This window comes from Nocardioides sp. YR527 (genome assembly GCF_900101045.1).
GTDB lineage: Bacteria > Actinomycetota > Actinomycetes > Propionibacteriales > Nocardioidaceae > Nocardioides.
On the sequence record NZ_FNFN01000004.1, the window covers coordinates 14,224 to 39,330 of the forward strand.

Sequence of the window (25,107 nt, forward strand, 5' to 3'; positions counted from 1 at the left end):
GGTCCCACTCACGACTTTCCGGACCGGCTACCCGGGCCGGTAATGTGATCGTTATGAGCGAGTTGCGGCTGGCAGAGCAGGATCTTGGGGTCTTGGTGGACGAGTGGATCGACTGGGCCACGGCCGCGTCGCAGCTCGGTGTGACGGTGGGGAAGGTGCGCACCATGATCCGCGAGCACGAGCTCGCCGCGGCGGTGCCTCCGGGGGTGAAGGGCCAGCACATCCCGGCCCTGTTCATCCAGGACGGACTGCCGGTCAAGGGCCTGAGCGGGCTGCTGCACGTGCTCCACGACGGACGCTACGACGACCGCGAGATCATCGCCTGGCTCTTCCTCGACGACGACCTTCCCGGTCGCCCGATCGACGCGCTTCGGGAGAACCGCGGGTCGGAGGTCAAGCGCCGGGCCCAGGCCATGGCACTCTGAAGGCCGCCTGTTCCGTACGTCTCGGAGGAACCTCGTGAGGTCGAAGTCTGCCCTGGTTGGTCTGCTGCTCGCCGTCCTGATGGCGCTGGTCGCCGGATGCGGAGGCGGCTCCGGGGGTGACTCCGGCTCGGGAGGTGGCGGCAGGACCGGCACCGACCCCGAGAGTGGGCTCGCCTGGATCGCGGAGGCCGACCTGCCGCCGGAGGGCGTGGAGACGCTCGAGCTGATCGACGCCGGCGGCCCGTTCCCCTACCCGGGCAAGGACGGCAGCACCTTCGGCAACCGCGAAGGGATCCTGCCGCAGGAGGCGTCGGGCTACTACGCGGAGTACACCGTGCCGACGCCCGGCTCCGATGACCGCGGCGCACGGCGTATCGTCACAGGCGAGGGTGGGGAGTTCTACTTCACCGAGGACCACTACGAGTCGTTCTCACGGATCGACCGGGGGTGATGGAGACATGAGTGGACTGGCAGGGCTTCTGGCCGGCAAGGTCGATCCCGGCGTGTATCGCTGGCACACCGAGCTGGCCGCGGCCGACCTCTCCGAGTCGGTGACCGGCGCCGGCTGGTCGCTGGCGCAGATCGCCGACGTGGCCGAGACCAAGGACGAGGTGCTCGGCGCCATCGGCGCCGCGCTGGGGTTCCCGGCCCACTTCGGCCGCAACCTCGACGCGCTCTGGGACTCGCTTCGTGACCTCGCCGCGCCCACGGTGCTGCTGTGGGAGACGTGGGGGTGCGCTGCGTACGCGGATCGTGCCGGCTTCGACAAGATCGTCCGGGTGCTCCAGGACCGGTCGGCGGAGATCTCCGAGAGCCGGCCGGCGTTCACCGTGCTGCTGCGCGGGGACGGTCCGGACACCGACCTGACCGACCTGGGCTGATCACCCGACGTTGACCGTGCGGGTGGGGTAGCCGGTGGCTCCGTCGGGAGCGGGCGGCGCCTCGTCGGCGGTCTGCGGAGTCCCGGTGCGGTCGTACGCCCTCGCCTGGATCCGGTGCTCGCCCTCGGTCGCGTCCCAGCGGTAGGTCCACTGGCGCCAGGTGTCGATGCTGTCCTCGGCGGCGAGCGTGGCGGGCTGCCAGGGGCCGTCGTCGATGCGTACCTCGACCTTGCTCACGCCGCGGTGCTGCGCCCACGCGACCCCGGCGACGGTCACCTCGCCGGGCATCGTGTCCTCGCCCGGGAGGTCGATGCGGGACTCGGTCTTGATCGGGCCCTCGGCGGACCAGCCGCGGTCGGTCCAGTAGGCACGGAAGTCGGCGAAGCGGGTGACCTCGAGGTCGGTGAGCCACTTGGTCGCCGAGACGTAGCCGTAGAGGCCGGGGACGACCATGCGTACCGGGAAGCCGTGGTCCCGGGTCAGCGGCTCGCCGTCCTGGGCGATCGCGAGCAGGGCGTCGCGGCCGTCGGTGAGTGCCTCGAGCGGGGTGCCGATGGTGATGCCGTCGGCACCGGTGGACTTCACCGCGTCGGCGTCGGGGGAGAGGCCGGCGCGCTTGAGGACGTCGCGGATGCGTACGCCGGTCCAGGTCGCGTTGCCGATCAGGTCGCCGCCGACCTCGTTGGAGACGCAGCAGATCGTCACGCGGCGCTCGTAGAGCGGCATCGCGAGCAGGTCCTCGTAGGTGAGCTCGATCGGTCTGTCGACCAGGCCGTGGATCTTGAGGCGGTAGTCGGTGACGTCGACGCGTGGGGTGAGCAGGGCGATGTCGATGCGGTAGAAGTCGTCGACGGGGGTCAGGTGGGGCGTCAGCCCGTCGATCCGGAGCTCCGCGCCTGCCGGGAGGGGCGCGGCGGGGGAGACGGCTGCCGGGATGGCCACGTTCGTCACCGGGAGCCGGCGTCCGGTGACCACCTTGGCGCCGACGCCGCCGGCCGCGCCCGCAGCGGTCACGGCCGCCGCGGCGACCAGGAACCTGCGACGGTCGAAGCCCTCGGGTGCCTCTGCCTCGGTGGCCGGACCGTCGGTGTCGCGCAGCGTCCGGGTGAGGAGGATCAGTGCGGTGATGCCGACCGCGAGGCCGATCACCAGCGCGATGACCCCGGTCCTCCCGTTGTCGGCCCGGTCGGCCAGGAGGGCGGCGATGTCGATGGCCCCGAGGAGCAGCAGCATGCCCACGCCGAGGGCGGGGCGGCGTACGGCCAGGGCGCCGGCGACCCCGAGCAGGACCAGCGTGACCAGTCCGACGCAGGCGAGCAGGATCGGCTTGTCGGCGGTGCCGAAGGTGGCGACCGCCGCCTCCTTGAGCCAGCGCGGGGTGAGGTCGATGACCCGGTCGCCGAGCGCGAGCAGGGGCGAGGCACCACCGGCGAGGGCGGCGATGAGCTCGGCGACGCCGAGGCCGAGCACACCGGCGGCGATCCCCGCGAGGGGGGCGTAGGGAGGACGTCCGAGGACATTGCGAGATGTCATGCTGTGGGTTCGTGGCCGATCGATGGTCGGATGGGACCAATCCTCCCACTCTTCGGCTGCGAACCCGTGACGAGATCGGTCATCTGTCGAAAGGGGTGCGCATGCGAAGAGCGCTGCGGGTCGTGGGCGAGGAGTCGTCGCCGGACCCCGATGACGCCCTGGACCCGGCGGCGGTGCTCGCCGCGGTCGCCGGTGGCGACCTCGATGCCTTCGGCCGGCTCTACGACGACCTGGCTCCGCTCGTCTTCGGCGTCGCCCGGCGGGTCGTTCGCGACCCCTCGCGGGCGGAGGAGGTGACCCAGGAGGTGTTCACCGAGATGTGGCGCCAGGCGGCCCGCTTCGACCCCTCGCGCGGCTCCGTCCGGACGTGGGTGCTGACGATCGCCCACCGTCGCGCGGTCGACACCGTGCGCTCCACGCAGGCCTCGCGGGCTCGGGAGGAGCACGCCGCCCGGCGTGAGCCGACCGACGTCGCCGGCCCGGAGGACGCCGTCGTCACGGCGTCGGAGCACGAGGGCGTACGCCGCTGCCTGGACTCCCTCACGCCCCTGCAGTCCCAGGCCGTGCGGCTGGCCTACTACCAGGGCTTCACCTATCCCGAGGTCGCCGAGCTGCTCGGCCGGCCGCTGCCGACGGTCAAGTCGCGGATGCGGGACGGGCTGATCCGTCTTCGAGACTGCCTGGAGGTGCAGGATGGCGCCTGACGTGCATGGCCTGGTCGGGGCCTACCTGCTCAACTCTTTGGAGGACGAGGAGCGCGCGGAGGTGGAGGCGCACCTGGCTGCCTGCCCCGACTGCCGGGAGGAGGTCGACTCGCTGCGGTCGGCGACCGCCTCGCTGGCCGGTCAGGTCGCCGAGACGCCGCCGGCATCGCTGCGCGCCCGGGTGATGCGTACGGCCTCGGAGACTCCGCAGCTCCCGCCCGCCGTCGCCGCGGGCCGCCCCCGTCGTCGCCGGATCGCGGGCGTGATCGCCGCGGTCGCGGCCCTGGTCGTCGGTGTCGGCGTGACGGTCGGCGTCGTCGTAGGCGATGACGACCCGCCCGCGATGACCGCCGCCGAGGTGATGTCGGCCCCCGATGCGCGGATGCACAAGGAGGAGACCTCCGACGGCGAGCTGATGGTCGCGATGTCTAACGAGATGCGCATGGTCGCCGTCGACACCGCCGATCTCGACCGCCCCGCCGGGATGACCTACCAGGTCTGGTGGCACACCGAGGCCGGCATGGAGTCCGCCGGCGTCCTCGACGAGGAGATGTCGGTCGCCGTACCCGTCGAGGACGGGGATCTCATGGTCACCATGGAACCCATGGGCGGCTCCGACGAACCGTCGGCGAACGTCATCTTTCAGATGCCCGCCGAGAGCCTCTGACGCCGAGACGTCAGCTAGGTCGGCCGAGACGTCACCTACGTCGGCCGAGTTGGCATCAGTGCGCCAACTCGGCCGACGTAGGTGACGCTTCGGCCGACGGGGGTGACGGCTCGGCCTCAGACCGTTCGCTGGGTGGCGGCGGTGGCGAGGGCGCGGAGGACTTCGGCGGCGTTCGCGTCGAGGACACCTGACGCCTTGGCGTCGTCGAGGGCGGTGAGACCCTGGGCGGCGAGCTCGGTGATGGTCTTCTCGACCTGCTGCTCGGCGCCGGAGAAGGTGATGAGCGCACGGAGCGCCGCGACCTGGTCCGCGTTGAGCGGTTGGCCGAGGGCCTGGTCCAACAGGTCGGCGTCCTCAGGGGTCGACCCGGCCAGGGCGAGGGCCACCAGGACGGTGCGCTTGCCCTCGACGAGGTCGTCGCCGGCGGGTTTGCCGGTGACCGAGGGGTCGCCGAAGACGCCGAGGAGGTCGTCGCGGAGCTGGAAGGCCTCGCCGACGGGGAGGCCGTAGCCCGAGAGCGCCTCGATCTGCTCCGGGGAGGCTCCGGCCAGGGCGGCGCCGACGTGGAGCGGGCGCTCGACGGAGTACTTGGCCGCCTTGTAGCGCACCACCTTCATCGCGGCCTCCACGTCCGCCGCGCCGCGCGCCTGGACGGTGATGTCGAGGAACTGCCCGGCGATGACCTCGCTGCGGGTGTGGTCGAAGACCGACAGCGCGGCGGCGGTCTCGGGTGCCCCGAACCCAGCGGTACGCAGCAGCTCATCGGCCCACGTCAGCAGCAGGTCCCCGAGGAGCACAGCAGCGGCATCGCCGTAGGCGCGGGACCGGCCCGGCCAGCCCGCGGCGGCGTGGTCGGCCTCGAACGCGCGGTGGGCGGCCGGCGCTCCGCGCCGGGTGTCGGAGTCGTCGATCACGTCGTCGTGGACGAGCGCCGAGGCCTGGAGCAGCTCGAGCGCGGCAGCCGCCCGCACGAGCGACTCCTCCTCTCCCGGCGAGGGTGAGGGGCGGACCGCGTGGAAGCCCCAGTAGCAGAACGCCGCCCGCAGCCGCTTGCCGCCGGACATCGACTCCCGAGCCCGGCGCAGCAGCGGCTCGACCTCGTCGCCGAGCGGAACCAGCCGCTCGGACTGGGTCTCGAGAAAGGTGTCCAGCGCCCCCTGGACGCGACGGCGGAATTCATCGGCGTCCCACGTTTCATTCACTCTCCGAGCCTAGGGCACTCACTACGATGGCCCGATGGTGACTGGACGTGGACGCTCCCTCGCGGAGCTGATCAACCAAGGCGAGCGCTCCTTCTCCTTCGAGTTCTTCCCGCCGAAGGACGAGGCCGGCGAGGAGCAGTTGTGGAACGCGGTGCGCGCCCTGGAGCCCTACCGCCCCACCTTCGTGAGCGTCACCTACGGTGCCGGCGGCTCGACCCGTGACAAGACGGTCGCCATCACCGGCCGGATCGCCGCGGAGACCGAGCTGCTGCCGGTCGCCCACCTGACCTGCGTCGGTCACACCCGCGACGAGGTCGCCGGGATCCTGGACTCCTACGCGGCGAAGGGAGTCGCGCACGTGATGGCGCTGCGCGGCGACCCCGCCGAGGGGCCGCGCGCCGAGTGGACCCCGACCGCGGGCGGGCTCGACTACGCGATCGATGTGGTGAAGCTGGCCCGCGAGCGCGGCGACTTCCGCATCGGCGTCGCAGCCTTCCCCGAGGGCCACCCGAGCGCGGAGTCGCTCGAGGCCGACGCCGACGTGCTGGTCGCCAAGGCGAAAGCCGGCGCCGAGTTCGCGGTCACCCAGATGTTCTTCCGCGCGGCCGACTACTTCGGCCTCGTCGACCGCGTCCGCGCCCGCGGCGTCGACATCCCGATCCTGCCGGGGATCATGCCGATCCTGAACCTCGCCGCCATCCGGCGCCAGAGCGAGCTGATCGGCGCCGAGGTCCCCGAGGAGATCGTCGAGCGCCTCGGTGCTGCCGGCCCCGAGGCGGCCGACATCCGTGCCGAGGGCATCGTCGTGGCCGCCGAGCTGTGCCAGGAGCTCCTCGACGGCGGCGCTCCCGGGCTGCACTTCTACACGCTCAACCGTTCCAAGGCGACGCTGGAGATCTTCGCCAAGCTCAACGTGACGGTCTAACGAGCAGGCCCGATCGACTGCGCGACCAGCGCCGAGGAGAGGCCGGCGTACGGCAGCCCGGAGCCCGGGGTGGCGTGCGCGCCGGCGGCGTAGACGTTGGGGAGCGGGGTGCGCGGCCCGAGACGCTGGAACACCGTCCCGCGCCCCGCCCACTTCACACCCAGCGGCGACCCGCGCCAGCGGCGTACGAGCTCGGCGGCGCCCAGGTCGACGCGGTGCACGACGTGCTCGCGCAGGTCGATCTTGTGGCGCGCCAGCGCCAGCAGGACGTCCTCCATCAGCTTGCCGTAGGAGTGGATCGTCCAGGCGTGCTGTCCCTCGGGGGCGAGCCCGCGGGTGCGTACGACCAGGGTGGGCTCGCCGTGGAGCACCAGCTCGTCGGGAAGATCGACCAGATGCTCGGGCAGCGAGGAGAGCCCGAGGTGGAACGTCATCGGCGGGATCGCCGGCAACGTGCGGTCCACCAGCGGCCGCAGGGCCGGCAGCGAGCGCGGGTCGAAGGCGACCACGACCGCTCCGTCGGCGCCGAGATCGATCTCGCCGGAGGTGGTGCTGACCGCGACCGCTCGTCCTTCGCGTACGACGATGTCCTCCACCCGGGTCGCGGTCTGCACCGAGACCCGGCGGGTGGTCATCCGGGCGGCGAGCACCTCCGCGACCACCCCCATCCCGCCCTCGACCCGCCAGGCGCCGAAGCGCTGCTCGAGGTAGGCGGTGAGCCCCGCCCAGGCAGGTACGTCACGCAGCTCCTGCCCCGCCGCGACGAACGGGTGCGCCGCGACCAGCCGGAGCCGCTCGTCCTTGAAGGTCTTGCGCAGCCGCTTGTGGAGGGTCTCGCGCGACCGGAACCGCTCCGCGACAGCCGAGGGCAGTGCCGAGGGCTCCCACGGGACCTCGAAGTAGTGCTGGCGCAGCACCTCCCAGTCCTCGCTGAACCTGGCGACGTAGTCGGTCCAGTGCTGGCCCATGCCCGGGCCCAGCTCGTCGAAGGCCGCCAGCTGCGCCCCGCGGGTGCCACCGGGCACCGCGACCGAGGTCTTGTCGGCGAACCGGTGCTCGCGGACGACGTCCATCGGCACCAGCTCGAGCTCACGCTCCGCGGGCCGCCCGGACTTGCGGAACAGGTCGCGCATCACCGCGGGCAGCAGCGTCGAGGTCGCCGAGGCGTCCCAGGTGAACCCCTCCTCACGCACCGGCACCAGAGCGCCGCCGAGCTCACCGGAGGCCTCGAGCAGGGTCACCGAGTGGCCGAGCTTGGCCAGCCTGGCGGCGCTGGCCATCCCGGCGTACCCGCCCCCGAGGACGACGACGCCCGTCACTGGACGGGGTAGGGCTTGGTGGTGCCGTCGGAGGGGCCCTGCGACGGTGGCGCGCCCCGTCTTCCGCGCCGGGTCAGCCTGCGCCAGCCCCCGCGAACGGCGCGGAGGAGGAGATACATCAGCACCAGACCGGCCGCCAGCAGGACCGCGGCGATGCCGGCGGCGGCCAACGGGTGCTCGGTCGCGAACCAGACCACGCCGAGGACGAGGCCGTCCTCGGCCAGGCTGACCACCGAGTTGGAGACCGGCTCGGGGGAGGAGTTGACCGCCAGCCGCTCGCTCGCCTTGACCAGGTGGGACATCAGCGCCGAGGTGCCGCCCACGACGCCGCCGACGGCCGCGCTGAGCGAGTCGGCCTCACCGGCGAGCAGAACGCCGATCACCGCGCCGATCGTGGGCCGGATCACCGTGGAGATCGAGTCCCAGGTGGAGTCGACGTAGGGCACCTTGTCGGCGACGAACTCGATCGCGAACATCGCCCCCGCTGCCGCCAGCACCGGCCAGGTGCCGAGCACGTCGGGGATCTCCTCGGCCCCGGTCGTGCGCTGCACGATGCCGAGCACCAGCACGACCAGATAGGCGTTGATGCCACTGGCCCACCCGCTGGAGAAGGTCAGCGCTAGAGATTCCATGGGGACATCTTGGCGTACGGCACCGACATCCGAGCCTGCGACCGCGCGAGGCGATGTCCTGAGCTTGTCGAAGGGAACGAGCGCGGCCGCACACGGGAGGAGGTCGAGCGAGCGCAGCGACTGAGCTTGCGAAGCCGCGAAGCGGGTCGAGACCGAGTCGCGTCGGCCCGAGACCAAGCGCACGCGATCCCGTATTTACCTCCGTTGTGCCCCGTGCGGCAGAATGGGCTGATCAACGCAGAGTTCCCCCACGTCGCAAGGAGACCGGATGACCATGACGACACCCGACGAGAACGAAGGTGTGGTCGTGAACGAGGACCTGGAGACCACCGTCGAGGTGGCTGCCCTCGCTGCTGAGCCCGTGCCGCGGGAGATGACGTGGGCGGTTCGGCTGATCGTCGGTCTGATCGCGTTCAGCGCCGTCGTGGTCGTGGTGATGGTGCTGCGTTCCGATGACCTGGTGCGCGCGTGGGCGGAGGGCAACGCCTCGGCCAAGCGCATCCTGGAGACCGAGGGGCTCGAGGCCCTCATCAACCCGCCCACCGACAACCGGGTCAGCGCGCCGGCGTTCATCGCCCCCGCGATCACCCTGTTCGGCGTGATGGCCATCATGCTCGGCGTGCTCACGGTCTTCCTCCGCAACGGCTTCGAGTGGGCCCGCATCGTGATCACGTTCCTGGTCTTCATCTCCGCGGTGGCCAGCGTCGGTGGCATCCTGACCGGCCCGCCGGTGATCATCAGTGTGCTGACGACGATCGCGATCGTCATCGCCGCGGGGCTGCTGGTGGTCATGTGGCTGCCGGCCAACACCCGCTACATCCACCCGCCGCACCTCATCCGCGGCGCCGTCGCCGACGACTGAGCGACCCCGGCAGGGCTCGACACGCCCCGTCACCGAAACGTCTTGTGACTGTCGGTGGCGGGGTGTAGTTTGATCACGTGTTCGAACAGATGTTCGAACAACCAGGCTCTGGCGGGCGTCGTCCTCGACCCCCGACGCCCGTCGGAGCCGTCCACTGCGGGGTCGACCGTGAGCGAGAAGGACGACCCGATGCATCTGCTGCCGGCCACGACGCACAGCTACCTCTTCCGAGCCACCGAGACCCTCGCGGAGGCGATCGTGGCCGACGACGTGCCGAGCAGGTACGCCATCGCTCATGTCGCCGCCCTCCAGGCCGCCGCCGCGCTGATCGCCGCCCGCACCGACCCCGTCGAGGCCGCGAGCCGCGCCGGGCGCCGTCGTCCGTGGAACGCCTGGGTCCGGCTCAAGAAGGTCGCGCCGGAGCTCTCCGAATGGGCCGACTACTTCGCCGCCGGCGCCGCCAAGCGTGCCGCCGCGGAGGCCGGCTCGATCCGGGCGGTCACCGCGGAGGAGGCCGATGAGCAGGTGCGGGACGCCGACCGGTTCCTCGCCGTCGTCGAGGAGTCGCTCGGGCTGATGGCCCACACCACTCAGGCCACCCGGCTGCGACACGACCGCCTCGTGGGCTGATTCAGGTGTGGCGTACGCAGGGTGGGAAGCAGGGCCTACGCTTGGCCTCATGTCAGCTGGCTCCGCTTCCACCAGTCGCCGGGCAGGCGCCCGGACCGTCGCCGTCTGGGACGCGCTCGACCCGGTCCTGGCCTCCGGCCCGCGCGACGTCCTCGACATCGGCGGCGGCACCGGCACCTCAGCCGTACGCATCGCCGCGCTCGGCCACCGGGTCACCGTCGTCGACCCCAGCCCCGACGCGCTGGCCGCGCTCGACCGCCGGGCCCGTGAGGCCGGTGTCTCCGTCGACGCGCGCCAGGGCGACCTGTCCGCACTCTCCGACGTCGCCGACCCCAGTGGTGCCGACGTGGTGCTCTGCCACGGCGTCCTCGAGGTCGTTCCCGACCCAGCTGCCGCACTGGCGGGGATCCGCGAGGTCCTCCGTCCCGGTGGCACGCTCAGCCTGCTGGTCGCCCAGCGCACCGCCGCGGTCCTCTCCCGTGCCCTCGCCGGCCACTTCGCGCAGGCCGCCGAGCTCCTCGACGACACCGCCCCGCAGGGACGCTCCGGTCGCCGCTTCGCCCTCGACGAGGTCACCGGGCTGCTGGGCGTGGCCGGTTTCGAGGTCACGGACGTTCGTGGCGTACGTGTCTTCGTGGATCACGTTCCCGGGTCGCTGCTCGATGTCGACCCGGCGGCTACCTCGGCGCTGGTCGAGCTCGAGCAAGCTGCTTCCACGCGGCCGGACTACCTGCCGTTCGCTTCGCAGCTGCACTTGCTCGCTTCGCTTCGCTGACGGCGCGCTGGTCCGCGTCCTTGGAGGATCGGGGTGACCTCCTCCGCTGGCGCTCCGGAGGTCACCCCGATCCTCCATGTCGACATGGACGCCTTCTTCGTTTCGGTGGCTATCCGGCACCAGCCCGAGCTGTGGGACCAGCCGGTCGTCGTCGGGGGTCATGCACGAGGCGTGGTGACCTGCGCCAACTATCCGGCGCGGGCCTACGGCGTGCGGGCCGCGATGCCGGGTTCGATGGCGAGACGGCTGTGTCCTCAGCTCGTCTCGGTCCGACTCGACTTCGGTGAGGTCTCCGAGGTCTCTCATCAGGTCCGTGAGATCTTCCGCCGTGCCACCCCGCTGGTGGAGGTGGTCAGCGTCGACGAGGCGTTCCTCGACGTGCGGGGAGCGACCAGGCTCTTCGGGAGCCCCGAGGCGATCGCCCAGCGGATCCGCCGCCAGATCGCCGAGGAGCTGAGCATCACCTGCTCGGTCGGCGTCGCGCCCACCCCGAGCGTGGCCAAGGTCGGCAGCCGCAAGGCAAAACCCGACGGCATCGTGGTCGTCCGGCCGGAGGACGTCCCCGGCTTCCTCCACCCGCTCGACGTCGGTGAGCTCTACGGCGTCGGCCCGAGCACCAGGACCCGGCTGCGGCGGCTCGGCTTCGAGACGGTGGGGGACATCGCCCGCACCCCGGTGCCGACCCTCCACCAGATCCTCGGCCCGCGCCTCGGTGGCCACCTGCACCGCCTCGCCACCGGCACCGACCGGCGCGAGCTGACCGGGCGGCTGGGCCCGGACCTGCCGGACCGGTCCACCGGCGCCCAGGAGACCTTCGGCCACGACCTGTGCGACCGTGAGGACATCGTCCGCGAGCTGCTGCGCCTCTCGGCCCGCGTCACCCGGCGGATGCGGCGCGCCGGCACGGTCGGCCGCACCATCGCGCTGACGGTGCGGTTCACCGACTTCAAGACCATCTCGCGCTCCCGCACGCTGCCCGATCCGACCGACGTCACCCAGGAGGTGCATGCCACCGCCGTCCGCCTCTACGACGAGCTCGACCTCAGGGGTCGGGCCCTACGGCTGGTCGGGGTCCGGGTCGAGCATCTGGTTGCCCGCGAAGGCACCGACCGGCAGCTGGTGCTCGGCCAACGCGAGCGCGGCTGGTCCGAGGCCGACCGTGCCATCGACCAGGTCGCCGAACGCTTCGGATCCAGCCTCGTGCGCCGCGCGAGCCTGCTCGATCAGGGGCGGGGTTGACGCACCTGCCTGTTCGGTTGACACAATCGGACTTGGTTGTGCCATGGGGCAGAACGTCAAGGGGCAAGAATTTTCTGGGCTTACTACCGCCTTCAGGGTGGCCAGCCTAGACTTGGAGACACCCCAACAGGACATGGGAGGTACGGTGCCACTCTCGGAAGAGGAGCTTCGCCTGCTCGAGCAGATGGAGCGCGCGCTCTCGGCGGAGGACCCGAAGTTCGCCTCCGCCCTCCGAGGCACGGCTCTGCGCCGTGCCCAACGTCGACACGCGGTCATCGCGGGCATCGTGCTCGCCGGTGGAGTCGCGTTGCTGATGACCGGTGTGATCTCACGGATGTGGATCGTCGGGGTGGTCGGCTTCCTGGTGATGCTGGCCTCGACCTCCGTGCTGCTCACCGCTCTTCGTGGTGCTGCCGCGGTCGAGGAGGACGACGGGGACCACACGCCCCGCAGCTCGTTCCTCGACCGGGCCAGCGAGCGCTGGAAGCAGCGCCGCCGCGACAACGACCTCTAAGAGGAGATCAGCTCCCGCTCGGACCGGGCAACCGGTCCGTCGGTGGCTGGCACCGGCCGGCGGCGGAAGACCGACGCCGGCCACAGGCGTGCCCGGCGCCGGGCACGCCGGTCGGCGTGCTCCCTGAGCGTGGCCGAGACCAGGCGTACGTCGTCCCCGACCGCCGCGGCGTCGCGATGCTCGGCGTAGCGGTTGCGCTCGACGGCCGTCACGATCCGCTGCAGCGCGAGCATCGGTTCGCGACCCTGCAGATGCGGGGCCAGGCTGGTGGCCTCCTCCCGTGGTGAACGGGTCCCGGACCAGGGCAGACCGAGGTCGATCGCGGTGTCGCCCAGCTCGGTCCAGCCGGCCTCGGCGTCGCCCGCGAGCCGAGTCGTACGCCGCCGGCGCCGGATGACGGCCGGCGCTGCTAGCGCGATCAGGCCGACCAGGGTCACGATCCCCAGACCGGTCCAGACGGCGCCGGCGTTGGACTCCTCGGTGCCGGTGTCGGCAACCTCCGGCGTGTCCGGCTCCTCGCGCTGCGGCCGGTTGGGCACCGGCGCGACGCTCGTGCCGGCGCTGGGAACAGGGGCGTCCGGCTCGTTGCTGGCATTGCTCAGCGCACCCGTGGTGTAGCCGGGTTCGCTGGTGTCGGCGGCCGACGGGGTCGGCTCGAAGCGGATCCAGCCGATGTCCTCGAACCACAGCTCGGGCCAGGCGTGCAGGTCGCGGCCGCGGAACTGCCACACGCCGTCCTCGTCCTGGTCGCCGCCCAGGAAGCCGAAGGCGACCCGGGCCGGGATGCCGAGCTCGCGGGCGAGCACGGCCATGGCCGTGGCGTACTGCTGGCAGTAGCCGATCTTGTTGTCGGTCAGGAAGTCCAGCAGGGCCGCGCTGTCGGAGCCGACGTCACGCTCCAGGCTGTAGGTGAACTCGCCGCTGTGGCGGAACCAGTTCTGCAGGGCGACCGCCTTGGCGAACGGCCGGTCCTGGCCGGCGGTCCGCTCCAGGGCGATCTCCTCGATCTCGTCGGGGAGCAGCGGCAGGTCGGTCATGCCCGGCGGGGCACCGACGCCGGGGTCGCCGGCGGCGAGGAGGCGTTCCTGGGACGGCTCGACGGGGGCGGCGGTCATCCGCCAGCTCTGCCCGGCCACGGTCTGGTCCCTGCCCTCGGTGGACATGAAGTCGAGGGTGTCGTCGTCGTAGCGCCACGGCCCCCTGGCAGTGACGTCGAGAGGGTGCGTGAAGATCGGTAGCCAGGTCGACTGGAACTTGGCGCTCGCCCGCAGCTGGTAGGTCGTGGGTTCGCCCAGCAGGGTCGGGTCGGACATCGGCGGCTCGAAGGTGGCCACCCCGCTGTGGTCGGAGGGTACGTCACGGTTGCCCGAGGTCCACTCCGTGCCGGTGAACTTGGTCAGAGCCCCAACCCGCAGATAGGACGGGGGAGTCTCGGTGTCGCCGTAGACGGGGGTGACGGACACCATCACCTGGTCGCTCTGCCGGCGCAGGTCGTCGTAGAGCCCGACGGTCGGGTTGATCACTCGCAGCGGGCCGTCGCCGTCGCCCGGACCCAGGCCGGGAAGAGAGACGTTCGGGCTGGGCAGCCACGCCGGGGTGAGCAGGGCGATCACGACCGCGGAGACCCCGATGACCGCCGGCCCGGCCGCGGGCACCACCGGTAGATCGTCATCGAGGCGACGGCCCCAACGGCCGAGCTGTTGGGCACGGTCGAGGCGCAGCATGACCAGGAACGAGGTCGCGGTGAGCGCGAAGACGACCCAGGAGACGCCGCCCCAGCCACCGGCGCCGATGATGCTGAACGGCACCGTGAAGACCCCCAGCACCACGAGCCCCATCATCGGCGGCCGGCGCAGCGAGACGGCCAGGATGTCGGCCAGCAGCACCGCCGCGACACCGCCCGGGATGAGGTAGGGCGCCACCCCCGCCCCGGACATCGGCAGGTCGAACGGGTTGAACGCGACGTACGCCTCGGCCATCTCGGCGGCGACCAGTGCCCGGCCGCCGCCGGTGACGGGGAAGGGGTGCTGCACGACCAGGAGGCTGGTCGCGATGGTGCCGAGAAGCACCTGAAGCAGGACCACGACCGAGGCGTGCACGCGCAGCAGCCGCGCCGAGATCCCGGTGCCGACCACGAGCAGGCCGGCGACCAGGATCGGGCCGAGGTAGGGAAACCGGGTGCTCGTGAACGAACCCCACGACGACAGCGCGAACAGGACGGTCGCGAAGCAGGTCAGCGGGACCGCCATGGCGGGCACGACGCCGCGCGCGTCTCGGGACGTCATCATCGCGCCGCTCCTGCCGCCGCGCCCGATGCCGTGCCGCGGGTGCCGAGCTCGCGCCAGCGCGCGGCCACCGAGTCACCGACGCCGAGCTCGACCGCCTTCCAGCCGTGCTGGATGAGCAGTGGTACGCCGCTGGGCCGCCGCTGCTCGGGCGCCAGGTGCACCGCGCTCCAGCCGTCGACGGCGAGCGAGAAGGCGAGCGCGGCCCCGGTGCGATGACGTACCCGGCGAAGCACTCCGGCGTCCTCCTCGTCGAGGGAGCCGAGCACCGCAACGGTGACCCCGCCCTGTCCGGCCTCGCCGATCCAGGAGGCGTCGATGCGGTGGTGCTGGACGGTCTCGACCACGGCGAGCGCCTCCAGCAGGGCGGCCGCGTCGGCCTGGCCCTCGCGGTCGTGCCAGCCGGCGTTGAGCTCACCGCCACCTGCCGAAGCGGCGCCGGGGGTGCTGCCACCGGAGGTCACCAGGCGCACGGAGTAGCCGGCCTCGACCAGGTGCACCGCCACCGAGGCGGCGACCACGACGGCGTGCTCGAACGAGGAGCTCGCTCCCTGGCCGCGGTGGACCGAGCGCCGGTTGTCGAGGAAGACGGTGGCCCGGGCCTGCCAGGGCTGCTCCTCGCGGCGCACCATCAGCTCGCCGAGGCGGGCCGAGCTGCGCCAGTGCACCCGCCGCAGCTCGTCGCCGCGGCGGTACTCACGCACGGTGACGTCCTCCGCGCTGCCACCGAGGAACGCCCTCGGCCGGGAGTCTCCCGACGAGGTCGCGTTGCCGGTCAGGGGAGTCGGGGGCAGCGCGATCACTCTCGGCGTGACCGTGAACGGGACGGTGGACTGGAAGGCGCGATTGAGCTCGACCAGGCCGAACGGGTCTGCCACGGTCACGCGCATCGGGCCGATGTCGAAGCGGCCCCGGATCTCGGATCGGATCTGGTAGCCGAGCTTGTGGCGCCACCCGAACCCGATCCGGTCGACCACGAAGCGCGGGCGCCCACCCAGGGCGTAGGGGACCGTCTCCTCCAGCAGCAGGGTCCCGGTGGGGATCCGGCCCTCGTTGGCGATGGTGAGCTCGACCTTGGCGGGCTGGCCGGCCTCGGTCAGGTGCGGCTCGATGTGGCGGACGAGCGCGAGCCGGTAGCGACCCCAGGCGGCGACCACCGCGGTGACCAGCGGCAGCGCGACCAGCAGCATCCCGATCCGGGACAGCGTGGACTGGTCCAGCAGGACCCCGCAGACGATCGCGGTGATCCCGGCGGCCAGGAAGGCCCGGCCCCGCACGGTCAGTCCGGACAGTGCCTCACGCATATCGGACGGTTCCCTCGTGGATCAGGTCTGTGGCACCGGCACGGCGGACACGACGGCCTCGAGGATGTCGGTGACCGACCGGCCGTGCATCGCCGCGGAGGCGCTGGGGAGGAGACGGTGGGCAAGGACCGGACCGGTCAGCCTACGTACGTCATCGGGGAGGACGAACTCGCGTCCGTGCAGGGCGGCATGGGCCTTGGCGGCCCGCAGCAGGTGGAGGCTCGCTCGCGGCGAGGCGCCCAGGGCGAGCTCGTTGTTGGTGCGGGTCGCCGCGGTCAGGGCCACGGTGTAGCGGCGGACCGCCTCCGAGACGTAGACCTGGTTGACGACGCCGACGAGCTTGCGGATCTCCACGGCGTCGGTGACCGGGTCGAGGTCGTCGAGCGGGTTGGCCGCGCTGTGGTTGGCCAGCATCGCGATCTCGGAGCCGACCGGCGGATAGCCGACCGAGACCCGCGCCATGAACCGGTCGCGCTGCGCCTCGGGGAGGGCGTAGGTCCCCTCCATCTCGATCGGGTTCTGGGTCGCGATCACCATGAACGGCGACTCCAGCTGGTAGGTCACGTTGTCGACGGTGACCTGGTGCTCCTCCATGCACTCCAGCAGCGCCGACTGGGTCTTGGGGGAGGCACGGTTGATCTCGTCGCCGACCACGATGTTGGCGAAGATGCCGCCCGGGCGGAACTCGAACTCCCGGGTGTTCTGGTTGAAGATCGACACCCCGGTGACATCGCTCGGGAGCAGGTCGGGCGTGAACTGGATGCGGCGGACCGAGCAGTCGATCGAGCGCGCGAGCGCCTTCGCGAGCTGGGTCTTGCCGACCCCGGGCACATCCTCGATCAGGAGGTGTCCCTCGGCGAGCAGCACGGTCAGCGTGGAGTCGACGACGTCGGTCTTCCCCTCGATCACCTTCTCGATGCTGTCGCGAATGCGGCCCGCGACCCGCACCAATGTCTCGATCTCTGCCCCATTCGATGAGGCCTCCAACGGCGTCGTCACGTCGCGTCCTTCCGACTCAACCTGCTTATGGGAACACCGTACGGGGTAGCGCCTACGGGCGTCTGTGGCATTGACCCGACTGTGACCTGCAAACGGTATGTCGCCGGCTTCCGCCGCACGCAGGACGGGGGAGCGGGGAGTGGTGGGAAATCGTCGCGTGGGGGAGGAAGGTGGTTTGAATGTGGGGGATTGTGGGGTACGGTGGGGCAAAGTGGAGGAACGATCCACGTTGAGCTGACCGCGGGGGCGAGCACATGTTCTTCATGGGCACGTACACGCCGAAGCTCGACGAGAAGGGCCGGATCTTCCTCCCCGCAAAGTTCCGAGATCGACTGGCTGAGGGGGTTGTCGTGACGCAAGGTCAGGAGAACTGCCTCGTGGTGTGGCCCGAGGACGTCTTCATGCAGGAGGCACAGCGGGCCCAGCAGACGCCGCTCACCTCTCGGGACGCACGCGACTACGCCCGTGTCCTCTTTGCGGGGGCCGAGCAGACGACACCCGACAAGCAGGGCCGGATCGGCATCCCGCCGCTCCTGCGCGACTACGCCGGGATCGTCAAGGACGTGGTCGTGATCGGTGTGATGGACCGGATCGAGATCTGGGACCCGGCCAAGTGGGCGGAGTACTCCGCGGGTGCACAGGCCAAGTTCGCAGACCTCGACGAGTCGACGGACTGATAAAGGGACAGATCGACAAACCGACAGAGCTGATCAGAAACAAGACAAGTCAACAGCGGATCCGCAGGACGAGGTCTCAGTCCCGCTCCACCCATCCAGCCATCCGGGGCACCTTCCCCGGTTCCGGACGGCGCTCGGTGGTGAGGGAGCGGGCATGAGACCTGGCTCTGCGGATCCGTGGCGTTGTCAGCCCGTGGCCCTGCCACAGAGACACGGGAGAACACACACCAGACGAAGCCGTGCGATGGGGGTCGAGGCGGTGACGAACCAGAAGCACGTGCCGGTGATGCTCGACCGCATCGTCGACCTGCTCGCCCCGGCGCTCGCCGATGGTGGCGTCCTGGTCGACTGCACGACGGGTCACGGCGGTCACACCGAGGCCGTCCTCGAGCGGATCCCGGGATCACGCGTGATCGGCATCGACCGAGACACCTACGCCCTCGGCATCGCGGGGGAGCGGCTGGCCCGTTTCGGCGACCGGTGGACAGGCGTCCATGCGGTCTACGACGAGATCCTCGACGTGGTGGCCGGGCAGGGTCTGGACGAGGTCCAGGCGGTGCTCTTCGACCTCGGCGTCTCCTCGATGCAGCTCGACCAGCGCGAGCGGGGCTTCGCCTACGCGGAGGACGCGCCGCTCGACATGCGGATGGACGCCACCCGGGGTCAGACCGCGGCGGACGTCCTCAACAACTACTCCGCGGCGGACCTGACCCGGATCCTGCGGGACTACGGCGAGGAGAAGTTCGCCAAGAAGATCGCCTACGCCATCGTCAAGCGCCGCGAGAACGTCCCGTTCACGACGAGCGGGCCCCTGGTGGAGCTCCTCTACGCAGAGATCCCGGCACCTGCCCGTCGGACCGGCGGACACCCGGCCAAGCGCACCTTCCAGGCGCTGCGGATGGAGGTCAACGACGAGCTGGGGGCGCTGCGGCAGGCACTGCCGGACTCGCTCGAGGCCGTCGGCGTCGGTGGCCGGGTGGTGGTCGAGTCCTACCACTCGCTCGAGGACCGGCTCACCAAGCGGGCCTTCGCCGAGGTGACCAAGCTGGACGTACCTCCGGACATGCCGTTCGTGCCGCCCGAGGCCGAGCCGGCGTTCCGCCTGCTCACCCGTGGTGCCGAGCAGGCCAACGAAGCAGAGATCGAGGAGAACCCGCGCGCCGCCTCGGTGCGACTGCGCGCAGTGGAGCGCGTCAAGCGCCGAAACAGCCCAAGAGACCACCCAAGAGCCACCACAGCCAAGCCGAACCCTGGAGCAACCAGATGAGCATCGCCGCCGCGCCACAGGCGCCCGGGCGCAGCCCGGACCGGGCCCCCGAGACCCAGACGCGCCTGACCGCCGTCCCGGCGCCGCTGCCGGGCCCGACGGCTCCGCGGCTGCCGTTCGTCGTGCTCGTCTCGATGCTGCTCGTCGGTGGCGTCGTGGGTCTGCTCGTCTTCAACACCTCCATGCAGCAGTCGGCCTTCCAGGAGCAGAAGCTCCAGGAGCAGGCGACCACCCTGGCCGCCCGCGAGCAGGCGCTCGACGGCGAGCTGAAGACGATGGAGGACCCGCACAAGATCGCCGCCAAGGCGAAGGAGCTCGGCATGGTCGTCCCGCAGAACGCGGCCATGCTCCGGGTCCCCGCGGCGAAGGTCGAGGGCGAGGCGGCCCCGGCCGACCGCTCCGCGACCCCGCCGCTGCACCCGAAGGTCGCCAAGCCCTACAGCGTGCTGGTCGCCGAGCAGAAGGCCGCCGAGCTCGCCGAGAAGAAGAAGGCCCAGGAGGCGCGCGCCCAAGAAATGGCAGAGAAGCAGGAGGCCGAGGAGCAGCAGCGTACGCCTTCGGGTGAGGCTCGCTGATGGCTCAGCGGAGTGTGCGCCGGACCCGGCGGCCCGCTCAGAAGGAGCGGAGCCGCGGGCCGGTGCACATCCGGCTCCGCGTCGGCTTCATCCTGGTGGCGATGGTGCTCTCGGTCTTCGGTGGCCGGCTGGTGCAGCTGCAGGGCATCGACCCGCACTCGTACGCCGCGATGGCGGCCGCGGAGAACGTCGTCGATGTCGTGCTGCCGGCCGAGCGCGGCGAGATCCTCGACCGTGACGGCGAGGCGCTGGCCGACTCCTCCGACGGGCTGATGGTGCTGGCCGACCCGAAGCAGACGAAGAAGGACGCCCCGGCGATCGCCGCGTTCCTGGCCAAGGAGCTCGGGGTCGACTACGCCTCCGCGCTCGCCAAGCTCCGCAAGGACGGCAGCCGGTTCCAGTACATCGACCGTCAGGTCGTCGCGACGAAGGCCACCGATGTGGTGGAGCGCGCGAAGGCCAAGGGCTACCAGGGCCTGTGGACCAGCCGCGACCCGCTGCGCAACTACCCCAACGGCGACGTCGCGGCCAACCTCGTCGGCTGGGTCGGCAACGATGGTCCCCTCGCGGGCCTCGAGGCTGCCTTCGACAAGCACCTGGCCGGCAAGGACGGCCGTGCCGAGTACGACGCGACCAGCCAGGTCAGCGGCACCCGGATGCCGCTGGGCACCAACAACCGCGTCGACCCGGTCGACGGCCACGACCTGACCCTCACGATCGACCGCGACCTGCAGTACTACGTGCAGCAGACCCTGATGGACGCCGTGCAGAAGTCGCGCGCGGAGTCGGGGATGGCCGTGGTCATGGACACCCGGACCGGCGAGATCCTGAGCCTGGCCGACTACCCGACCTTCGATGCACGCGACCCGGCGGCCTCGCCGAAGACTCTGCGTGGGAGTGCCGCGCTGTCCAACGTCTACGAGCCGGGCTCGGTGCAGAAGGTGCTGACGGTCGCCGGCCTGCTCGACCAGGGGCTCGTCTCGCCCTCGACCCGGCTCAAGGTGCCGGGGTCCTACCGCTCGGGCGACGCGGACATCCACGACTGGTACGAGCACGGCACGGAGAGGTTCACCCTGGCCGGGGTGATCGCGAAGTCCTCCAACATCGGAACCGTGATGGCCGCGGACAAGTACGAGGACGGCCAGCTGCGCGACTACCTCTCCGCCTTCGGCCAGGGCCGGCGCACCGGCCTCGGCCTGGACACCGAGTCGGCCGGCCTGCTCGCCTCGCCGGAGAGCTGGAACCCGGCCGACGAGGACCGCATCGACTTCGGTCAGTCGATCTCGGTCAACGCCGTGCAGATGACCGCGGCGCTCAACACGATCGCCAACGGCGGCGTACGCATCGACCCCAGCCTCATCGCCGGGAGCGCCACCAACAACTCCGGCGCCGAGGTCGGCACCGACACCGCGCAGCGCACACGCGTCGTCTCCGAGGAGGCCGCCTCCCAGACCGCGGAGATGATGGAGCGGGTCATCAACGACCCGGTCAACGGTGTCGCCCCGCAGGCCGCAGTGGACGGCTACCGTGCCTCCGGGAAGACCGGAACGGCCCAGCGGGTCAACTCCGAGTGCAAGTGCTACGACGGCACCACCACGGTCTCCTTCGGCGGTTTCGCCCCGACCGACGACCCGCGGTTCACCGTCTACGTGGCCATCCACAACCCCGGCAACGGTGGTGGCGGTGGCACCGTGACCGGTCCGGTGTTCTCCCAGATCATGTCCTTCGCCCTGCGCCGCTACGGCGTCCCGCCGACCGGCACCGAGCCGTCGAAGATGCCGACTGGTTGGTGAGTACGCCGCGCCGTCGCGCGCTGCGGACCCAGATTTCAATTGGCAACCAATACATAAGTGTGTTATGTTGTTGGGGTGAGCGCAGAAGTCACCGGCCGAGATCTGGCACCGACCATGGAGCGACTGGTGCGACTCGTGCGAGAGGTGTCGACGGCCGGAGAGGTCTCCACGACCGGGGCCGCGGTGCTCGCGCGGCTGGGTCGCCTCGGTGGGCAGCGGATCACCGACCTCGCCCGGGCCGAGGGGGTGTCCCAGCCGGCGATGACCCAGCTGGTCAACCGGCTCGAGCAGGACGGGTTGGTGCTGCGTACGTCTGACTCGGCCGACCGCCGGGGAGTCCTCGTCGAGACCACCGACCGCGGTCGCGAGGTCACCACCGCGAGGCGTACGCAGCGGGCCGAGGTGCTCGAGGCGGCGCTGGAGCGCCTCGACGGAGCCGACCGGACCGCCATCGCGGCGGCCCTGCCCGCTCTCGACCGGCTCGTCGACGCCGTGCTCGATTCCTGACGCGCCGGCCTGCCGGCGACGCGTACGAAACAAACGTCTGAGAAGAGGCAAGAAGAATGAGCTCCCAACACAGGGCAGCTACCGCGAGTCCGTTCAAGCAGCCACGTGCCGTGTGGGCGGTCGCGTTCGCATGCGTGGTGTCGTTCATGGGGATCGGGCTCGTCGACCCGATCCTGCCGGTGCTCGCCGAGGAGCTGGAGGCGACCCCGGCGCAGGTGTCGCTGCTGTTCACCAGCTACCTCGTGGTGACCGCCGTGGCGATGATCGGTGTCGGCTGGGTCTCCAGCCGGATCGGCGCGAAGTGGACGCTGATCCTCGGCCTGGTCCTGATCGTCGTGTTCGCCGGGATGGCCGGGACCGTCGACGGTGTCGACGGCATCGTCGGCTTCCGTGCGGGCTGGGGCCTCGGCAACGCGCTGTTCATCTCCACCAGCCTCGCCGTCATCGTCGGCTCGGCGACCGGAGGGTTCGCGGGCGCGATCATCCTCTACGAGACTGCGCTCGGTCTCGGCATCGCGGTCGGCCCGCTCCTCGGCGGCGTCCTCGGTGGCATCTCCTGGCGCGGCCCGTTCTTCGGCGTCTCCGCGCTGATGGCGATCGCGCTGGTCGCCACCCTGGTCTTCCTGCCACCGACGCCCAAGCCGGAGAAGAAGGTCACCCTGCTCGCACCGCTCGCCGCGCTGCGCCACCGCGGGCTGCTGACGATGGGCATCATGGCGCTGCTCTACAACTGGGGCTTCTTCACCCTCCTCGGCTACGCGCCCTACCCGATGGGGCTGCACGACCCGCTCCAGCTCGGCTGGGTCTTCTTCGCCTGGGGCATCCTGGTCGCCGTCTTCGCCGTGTGGGGCGCGCCGTGGGCGCAGCGCCGCTTCGGCACCGCGCCGACCCTCTACGTCAACCTGCTCGGTCTCGGCGCCCTGCTCGCCATCATCGGCCTGGGCGTCTCCTCGCCGACCGTGGTCATCGTGGCCGTGATCCTGTCCGGGATCTTCGTCGGTCTCAACAACACGCTGACCACCCAGGCGGTCATGCTGGTCTCCCCGGTGGAACGGCCGATCGCATCCTCGGCCTACGGGTTCGTACGCTTCATCGGCGGCGGCCTCGCCCCGTTCGCCGCGGGCAAGATCGCCGAGGCGACCGACCAGTCGGTGGCCTTCTACGTCGGCGCCGCGGCGTTCCTGATCGCGATCCCTGTCCTGGCCAGCGGCCACAAGCTGATCACGGCCGCCGAGTCGGCGCAGACCGCCGAGCCCGTCGCGCCGACGCTCGAGCCCATCGGGCCGGTTCGCGGTGAGGGCCGGCCGGTGCTCGTCGCCGTCGGCGCCACGCTCGACGCCGACGAGGTCGTCGACCGGGCCGCCGAGATGGCCGCCGCCGAGGGAGCGCCGCTGGAGGTGGTCCACGTCCGCGAGACCGAGGTCGTCGAGGAGCTGGCCATCGACGCGGAGGAGCCGGAGATGGCCGCCGCGACCGTACGTGCCCACCTGGACCGCCTCGCCGCCCGCGGGGTGACCGCCACCGGTCTGGTGCTGCACAGCGTCGGCGACCACGCCAGCGCCGGGATGGTGCTGGCCAGGTACGCCAACGAGGCCCGGGTCCGCACGATCGCGATCGGCTCCTCGCCCCGGGGCCGTGCCGTGCAGCTCGCCGACGGCTCGATCACCTCAGCGGTCGTGCGGAACGCCGGCGTACCCGTCGTGCTCGTCGTTCCCGGCCAGGAGCCGCACGAGCTCAGCGCCGCGGCGCTGACCCAGCTGCGCCACGCCTGATGTCGGCCCGGCGGGACCTGGTCCCGCCGGGCGGATAACCTTCGCCTGGTGAGCAGTGCGTACGAGACGGCGGAGCCGAAGAGTCCGACCCGCCCGCGAGTGACCGAGCCGGTGACGCTGGCCGAGCTGGCCGGCGAGTTCGGTCTGGACGTGCGCGGCGAGGCCCGCGTCACCGGGGTCACGCTGAGCTCCCAACGGGTGCTGCCCGGTGACCTCTACGCCGCCCTGCCCGGCAGCCGGGCGCACGGGGCCGGCTACGCCGCCGGTGCCGTCGAGGCAGGAGCGGTCGCGGTGCTCACCGATGCCGCCGGCGCCGCCGAGCTGGAGGCCCAGGGCCTCGCCGACGTGCCCGTGCTGCTCGTCGAGAAGCCCCGCAAGGTGCTCGGCTCGCTCTCGGCCCGCGTCTACGGCAACCCCTCGGGGCGTCTGCGGCTGATCGGCGTGACCGGCACCCAGGGCAAGACGACGACCACCCGGCTGGCCGAGAGCGCGCTGCTCGACGCCGGCCACCGCGCCGGCGTCATCGGCACCGTCGGCACCCGGATCGGCGGACGCGACGTGAAGACGCCGCTGACCACGCCCGAGGCTCCCGACCTGCACGGCCTCTTCGCCCGGATGGTCGAGGAGGGAACCGAGGCGTGCGCCATGGAGGTCTCCTCCCACGCACTGGTGATGGGCCGTGTCGACGGGGTCGTCTTCGACGTCGCCGTCTTCCTCAACTTGGGCCGCGACCACCTCGACTTCCACGAGACGGTCGAGGACTACTACGCGGCGAAGGCCGACCTGTTCACCCCGGAGCGGGCGAAGCTGGGCATCGTCAACATCGACGACGAGCACGGCCGCCGACTCGCCGCGGAGGCGAGGATCCCGATCCTCACCTACGCGCTGCACGACGACACCGCCGACTGGCGCGCCACCGACGTCGAGCTGCGCCCCGACGGCTCCAGCTTCACCGTCCACGGCCCCGACGGGCTCGTCTTCCCGGCCGCCAGCCCGCTGGCCGGCGACTACAACGTCAGCAACACCCTGGCCGCGCTGGCGAGCATCCACCAGGCGTACGAGGACGAGTCCGTCGTACGCGATGTGGCGACGGCCCTGGCCAAAGGCTCCGGCGTCCCCGGACGCCTCGAGCGGATCGACGAGGGCCAGCCGTTCACCGTCGTGGTCGACTACGCGCACAAGCCGGACGCGGTCGAGGCCGCGCTCGGCACGCTCCGCCCGCTGACCGAGTCCCGGCTGATCGTCGTGATCGGGGCCGGGGGAGACCGCGACACCGGGAAGCGGCCGATCATGGGGGAGATCAGCGCACGCCTGGCCGACCACGTGATCGTCACCGACGACAACCCCCGCACCGAGGACCCGGCGAGCATCCGGCGCCAGGTCCTCGAAGGCACCGAGGGCGGGAGCGCGAGCGTCGAGGAGATCGGCGACAGGCGTGCCGCGATCGCCCGGGCGATCGACCTCGCCGAACCCGGGGATATCGTCGTTGTCGCAGGTAAGGGCCATGAGACGGGCCAGGAGATCAACGGCATCACCCACCCGTTCGACGACCGCGAGGTCGTGCGTGCGGCGTTGGCGTCACAGTGATCGATGTGCTGATACGGCGGGGTGCCGCAGAGC

Annotated in this window: 25 protein-coding genes; 18 read left to right on the top strand and 7 right to left on the bottom strand. The window is 71.3% G+C overall.

What is annotated here, in order from left to right; translation table 11 throughout:
• The first annotated feature begins 53 nt into the window (after positions 1-53).
• From BLT25_RS12745 to BLT25_RS12755, 3 genes are read left to right on the top strand one after another with little or no spacing between them, the layout of a single operon-like run.
• A complete protein-coding gene (locus BLT25_RS12745; RefSeq protein ID WP_091046363.1) occupies positions 54-425 on the top strand; it encodes an Rv2175c family DNA-binding protein in 372 nt (123 codons plus the stop codon).
• A 34-nt stretch (positions 426-459) separates the two neighbouring features.
• The gene (locus BLT25_RS12750) at positions 460-876 is read left to right on the top strand and encodes a guanyl-specific ribonuclease (protein ID WP_091046366.1); all 417 of its coding nucleotides are present in this window, start codon (positions 460-462) and stop codon (positions 874-876) included.
• Between the two features lie 7 nt (positions 877-883).
• Positions 884-1,306, top strand: coding sequence for a barstar family protein (locus tag BLT25_RS12755; RefSeq protein ID WP_091046368.1), 423 nt, complete (start codon positions 884-886; stop codon positions 1,304-1,306).
• Here BLT25_RS12755 and BLT25_RS12760 read toward each other — a convergent pair whose 3' ends face one another.
• Complete coding sequence (locus BLT25_RS12760) at positions 1,307-2,839, bottom strand: molybdopterin-dependent oxidoreductase (RefSeq protein WP_091046370.1); 1,533 nt, start codon at positions 2,837-2,839, stop codon at positions 1,307-1,309. It lies immediately after the preceding gene.
• A gap of 101 nt (positions 2,840-2,940) precedes the next feature.
• On the opposite strand from BLT25_RS12760, the gene sigK reads away from it, so the two are divergent.
• Together sigK and BLT25_RS12770 are read left to right on the top strand one after the other, a co-directional pair.
• On the top strand, positions 2,941-3,543 hold the full coding sequence (gene sigK / locus BLT25_RS12765; protein WP_091046373.1) for an ECF RNA polymerase sigma factor SigK: 603 nt from the start codon (positions 2,941-2,943) through the stop codon (positions 3,541-3,543).
• Positions 3,533-4,210 carry an anti-sigma factor gene (locus tag BLT25_RS12770; RefSeq protein WP_091047569.1) on the top strand — a complete coding sequence of 226 codons (678 nt, stop codon included), beginning with the start codon at positions 3,533-3,535 and terminating at the stop codon, positions 4,208-4,210. The genes sigK and BLT25_RS12770 overlap by 11 nt, the downstream gene beginning before the upstream one ends.
• A 116-nt stretch (positions 4,211-4,326) precedes the next feature.
• On the opposite strand, the gene BLT25_RS12775 is transcribed toward BLT25_RS12770, so the two are convergent.
• Positions 4,327-5,412, bottom strand: coding sequence for a polyprenyl synthetase family protein (locus BLT25_RS12775; protein WP_091046374.1), 1,086 nt, complete (start codon positions 5,410-5,412; stop codon positions 4,327-4,329).
• Between the two features lie 34 nt (positions 5,413-5,446).
• Here BLT25_RS12775 and metF point away from each other — a divergent pair, with 34 nt between their 5' ends.
• Positions 5,447-6,337: a methylenetetrahydrofolate reductase [NAD(P)H] gene (gene metF / locus BLT25_RS12780; RefSeq protein WP_091046377.1), complete on the top strand. Its 891-nt coding sequence runs from the start codon at positions 5,447-5,449 to the stop codon at positions 6,335-6,337.
• Here the strand turns inward: metF and BLT25_RS12785 are convergent.
• Together BLT25_RS12785 and BLT25_RS12790 are read right to left on the bottom strand one after the other, a co-directional pair.
• Positions 6,334-7,656 carry a phytoene desaturase family protein gene (locus BLT25_RS12785; protein WP_091046379.1) on the bottom strand — a complete coding sequence of 441 codons (1,323 nt, stop codon included), beginning with the start codon at positions 7,654-7,656 and terminating at the stop codon, positions 6,334-6,336. The two genes, metF and BLT25_RS12785, sit on opposite strands and share 4 nt — an antisense overlap.
• The gene (locus BLT25_RS12790) at positions 7,653-8,288 is read right to left on the bottom strand and encodes a DUF4126 domain-containing protein (RefSeq protein WP_091047571.1); all 636 of its coding nucleotides are present in this window, start codon (positions 8,286-8,288) and stop codon (positions 7,653-7,655) included. Before BLT25_RS12790 ends, BLT25_RS12785 begins: the two co-directional genes overlap by 4 nt.
• A 268-nt stretch (positions 8,289-8,556) precedes the next feature.
• On the opposite strand from BLT25_RS12790, the gene BLT25_RS12795 reads away from it, so the two are divergent.
• From BLT25_RS12795 to BLT25_RS12815, 5 genes are all read left to right on the top strand, one after another.
• Positions 8,557-9,150, top strand: a complete 594-nt coding sequence (locus BLT25_RS12795) for a hypothetical protein (RefSeq protein ID WP_091046381.1) — start codon at positions 8,557-8,559, stop codon at positions 9,148-9,150.
• Between the two features lie 168 nt (positions 9,151-9,318).
• Entirely contained in the window at positions 9,319-9,780 is a 462-nt protein-coding gene (locus BLT25_RS12800; RefSeq protein ID WP_091046384.1) for an SAV_6107 family HEPN domain-containing protein, read from the top strand.
• A gap of 49 nt (positions 9,781-9,829) precedes the next feature.
• Positions 9,830-10,555: a methyltransferase domain-containing protein gene (locus tag BLT25_RS12805; RefSeq protein WP_091046387.1), complete on the top strand. Its 726-nt coding sequence runs from the start codon at positions 9,830-9,832 to the stop codon at positions 10,553-10,555.
• Positions 10,556-10,588: 33 nt separating this feature from the next.
• A complete protein-coding gene (gene dinB / locus BLT25_RS12810) occupies positions 10,589-11,794 on the top strand; it encodes a DNA polymerase IV (protein ID WP_091046389.1) in 1,206 nt (401 codons plus the stop codon).
• 145 nt (positions 11,795-11,939) lie between these two features.
• Positions 11,940-12,308: a DUF3040 domain-containing protein gene (locus BLT25_RS12815; protein ID WP_091047573.1), complete on the top strand. Its 369-nt coding sequence runs from the start codon at positions 11,940-11,942 to the stop codon at positions 12,306-12,308.
• Here the strand turns inward: BLT25_RS12815 and BLT25_RS12820 are convergent.
• The 3 genes from BLT25_RS12820 to BLT25_RS12830 are packed head-to-tail and all read right to left on the bottom strand — an operon-like array spanning position 12,305 to position 16,896.
• Complete coding sequence (locus BLT25_RS12820) at positions 12,305-14,596, bottom strand: transglutaminase TgpA family protein (RefSeq protein WP_091046391.1); 2,292 nt, start codon at positions 14,594-14,596, stop codon at positions 12,305-12,307. The genes BLT25_RS12815 and BLT25_RS12820 overlap by 4 nt on opposite strands.
• Positions 14,593-15,897 carry a DUF58 domain-containing protein gene (locus tag BLT25_RS12825; RefSeq protein WP_091046393.1) on the bottom strand — a complete coding sequence of 435 codons (1,305 nt, stop codon included), beginning with the start codon at positions 15,895-15,897 and terminating at the stop codon, positions 14,593-14,595. Before BLT25_RS12825 ends, BLT25_RS12820 begins: the two co-directional genes overlap by 4 nt.
• Positions 15,898-15,918: 21 nt before the next feature.
• Complete coding sequence (locus BLT25_RS12830; protein ID WP_256328574.1) at positions 15,919-16,896, bottom strand: AAA family ATPase; 978 nt, start codon at positions 16,894-16,896, stop codon at positions 15,919-15,921.
• Positions 16,897-17,159: 263 nt separating this feature from the next.
• Between BLT25_RS12830 and mraZ the strand changes: the two genes are divergently transcribed.
• The 7 genes from mraZ to BLT25_RS12865 all read left to right on the top strand — a co-directional run bounded on the left by mraZ (position 17,160) and on the right by BLT25_RS12865 (position 25,074).
• Positions 17,160-17,573: a division/cell wall cluster transcriptional repressor MraZ gene (mraZ, locus tag BLT25_RS12835; RefSeq protein ID WP_231380332.1), complete on the top strand. Its 414-nt coding sequence runs from the start codon at positions 17,160-17,162 to the stop codon at positions 17,571-17,573.
• A 244-nt stretch (positions 17,574-17,817) separates the two neighbouring features.
• Entirely contained in the window at positions 17,818-18,840 is a 1,023-nt protein-coding gene (gene rsmH, locus BLT25_RS12840) for a 16S rRNA (cytosine(1402)-N(4))-methyltransferase RsmH (RefSeq protein WP_091046395.1), read from the top strand.
• Positions 18,837-19,415 (top strand): cell division protein FtsL, encoded by a 579-nt coding sequence (locus BLT25_RS12845; protein WP_091046398.1) that lies wholly within the window; start codon positions 18,837-18,839, stop codon positions 19,413-19,415. Before rsmH ends, BLT25_RS12845 begins: the two co-directional genes overlap by 4 nt.
• Entirely contained in the window at positions 19,415-21,208 is a 1,794-nt protein-coding gene (locus BLT25_RS12850) for a peptidoglycan D,D-transpeptidase FtsI family protein (RefSeq protein ID WP_091046401.1), read from the top strand. Before BLT25_RS12845 ends, BLT25_RS12850 begins: the two co-directional genes overlap by 1 nt.
• 75 nt (positions 21,209-21,283) lie before the next feature.
• Positions 21,284-21,715, top strand: a complete 432-nt coding sequence (locus tag BLT25_RS12855) for a MarR family winged helix-turn-helix transcriptional regulator (RefSeq protein ID WP_256328575.1) — start codon at positions 21,284-21,286, stop codon at positions 21,713-21,715.
• A gap of 56 nt (positions 21,716-21,771) precedes the next feature.
• Positions 21,772-23,487 (top strand): MFS transporter, encoded by a 1,716-nt coding sequence (locus BLT25_RS12860; RefSeq protein WP_091046405.1) that lies wholly within the window; start codon positions 21,772-21,774, stop codon positions 23,485-23,487.
• Positions 23,488-23,613: 126 nt separating this feature from the next.
• Positions 23,614-25,074 (top strand): UDP-N-acetylmuramoyl-L-alanyl-D-glutamate--2,6-diaminopimelate ligase, encoded by a 1,461-nt coding sequence (locus tag BLT25_RS12865; protein WP_256328617.1) that lies wholly within the window; start codon positions 23,614-23,616, stop codon positions 25,072-25,074.
• Positions 25,075-25,107 lie beyond the last annotated feature (33 nt).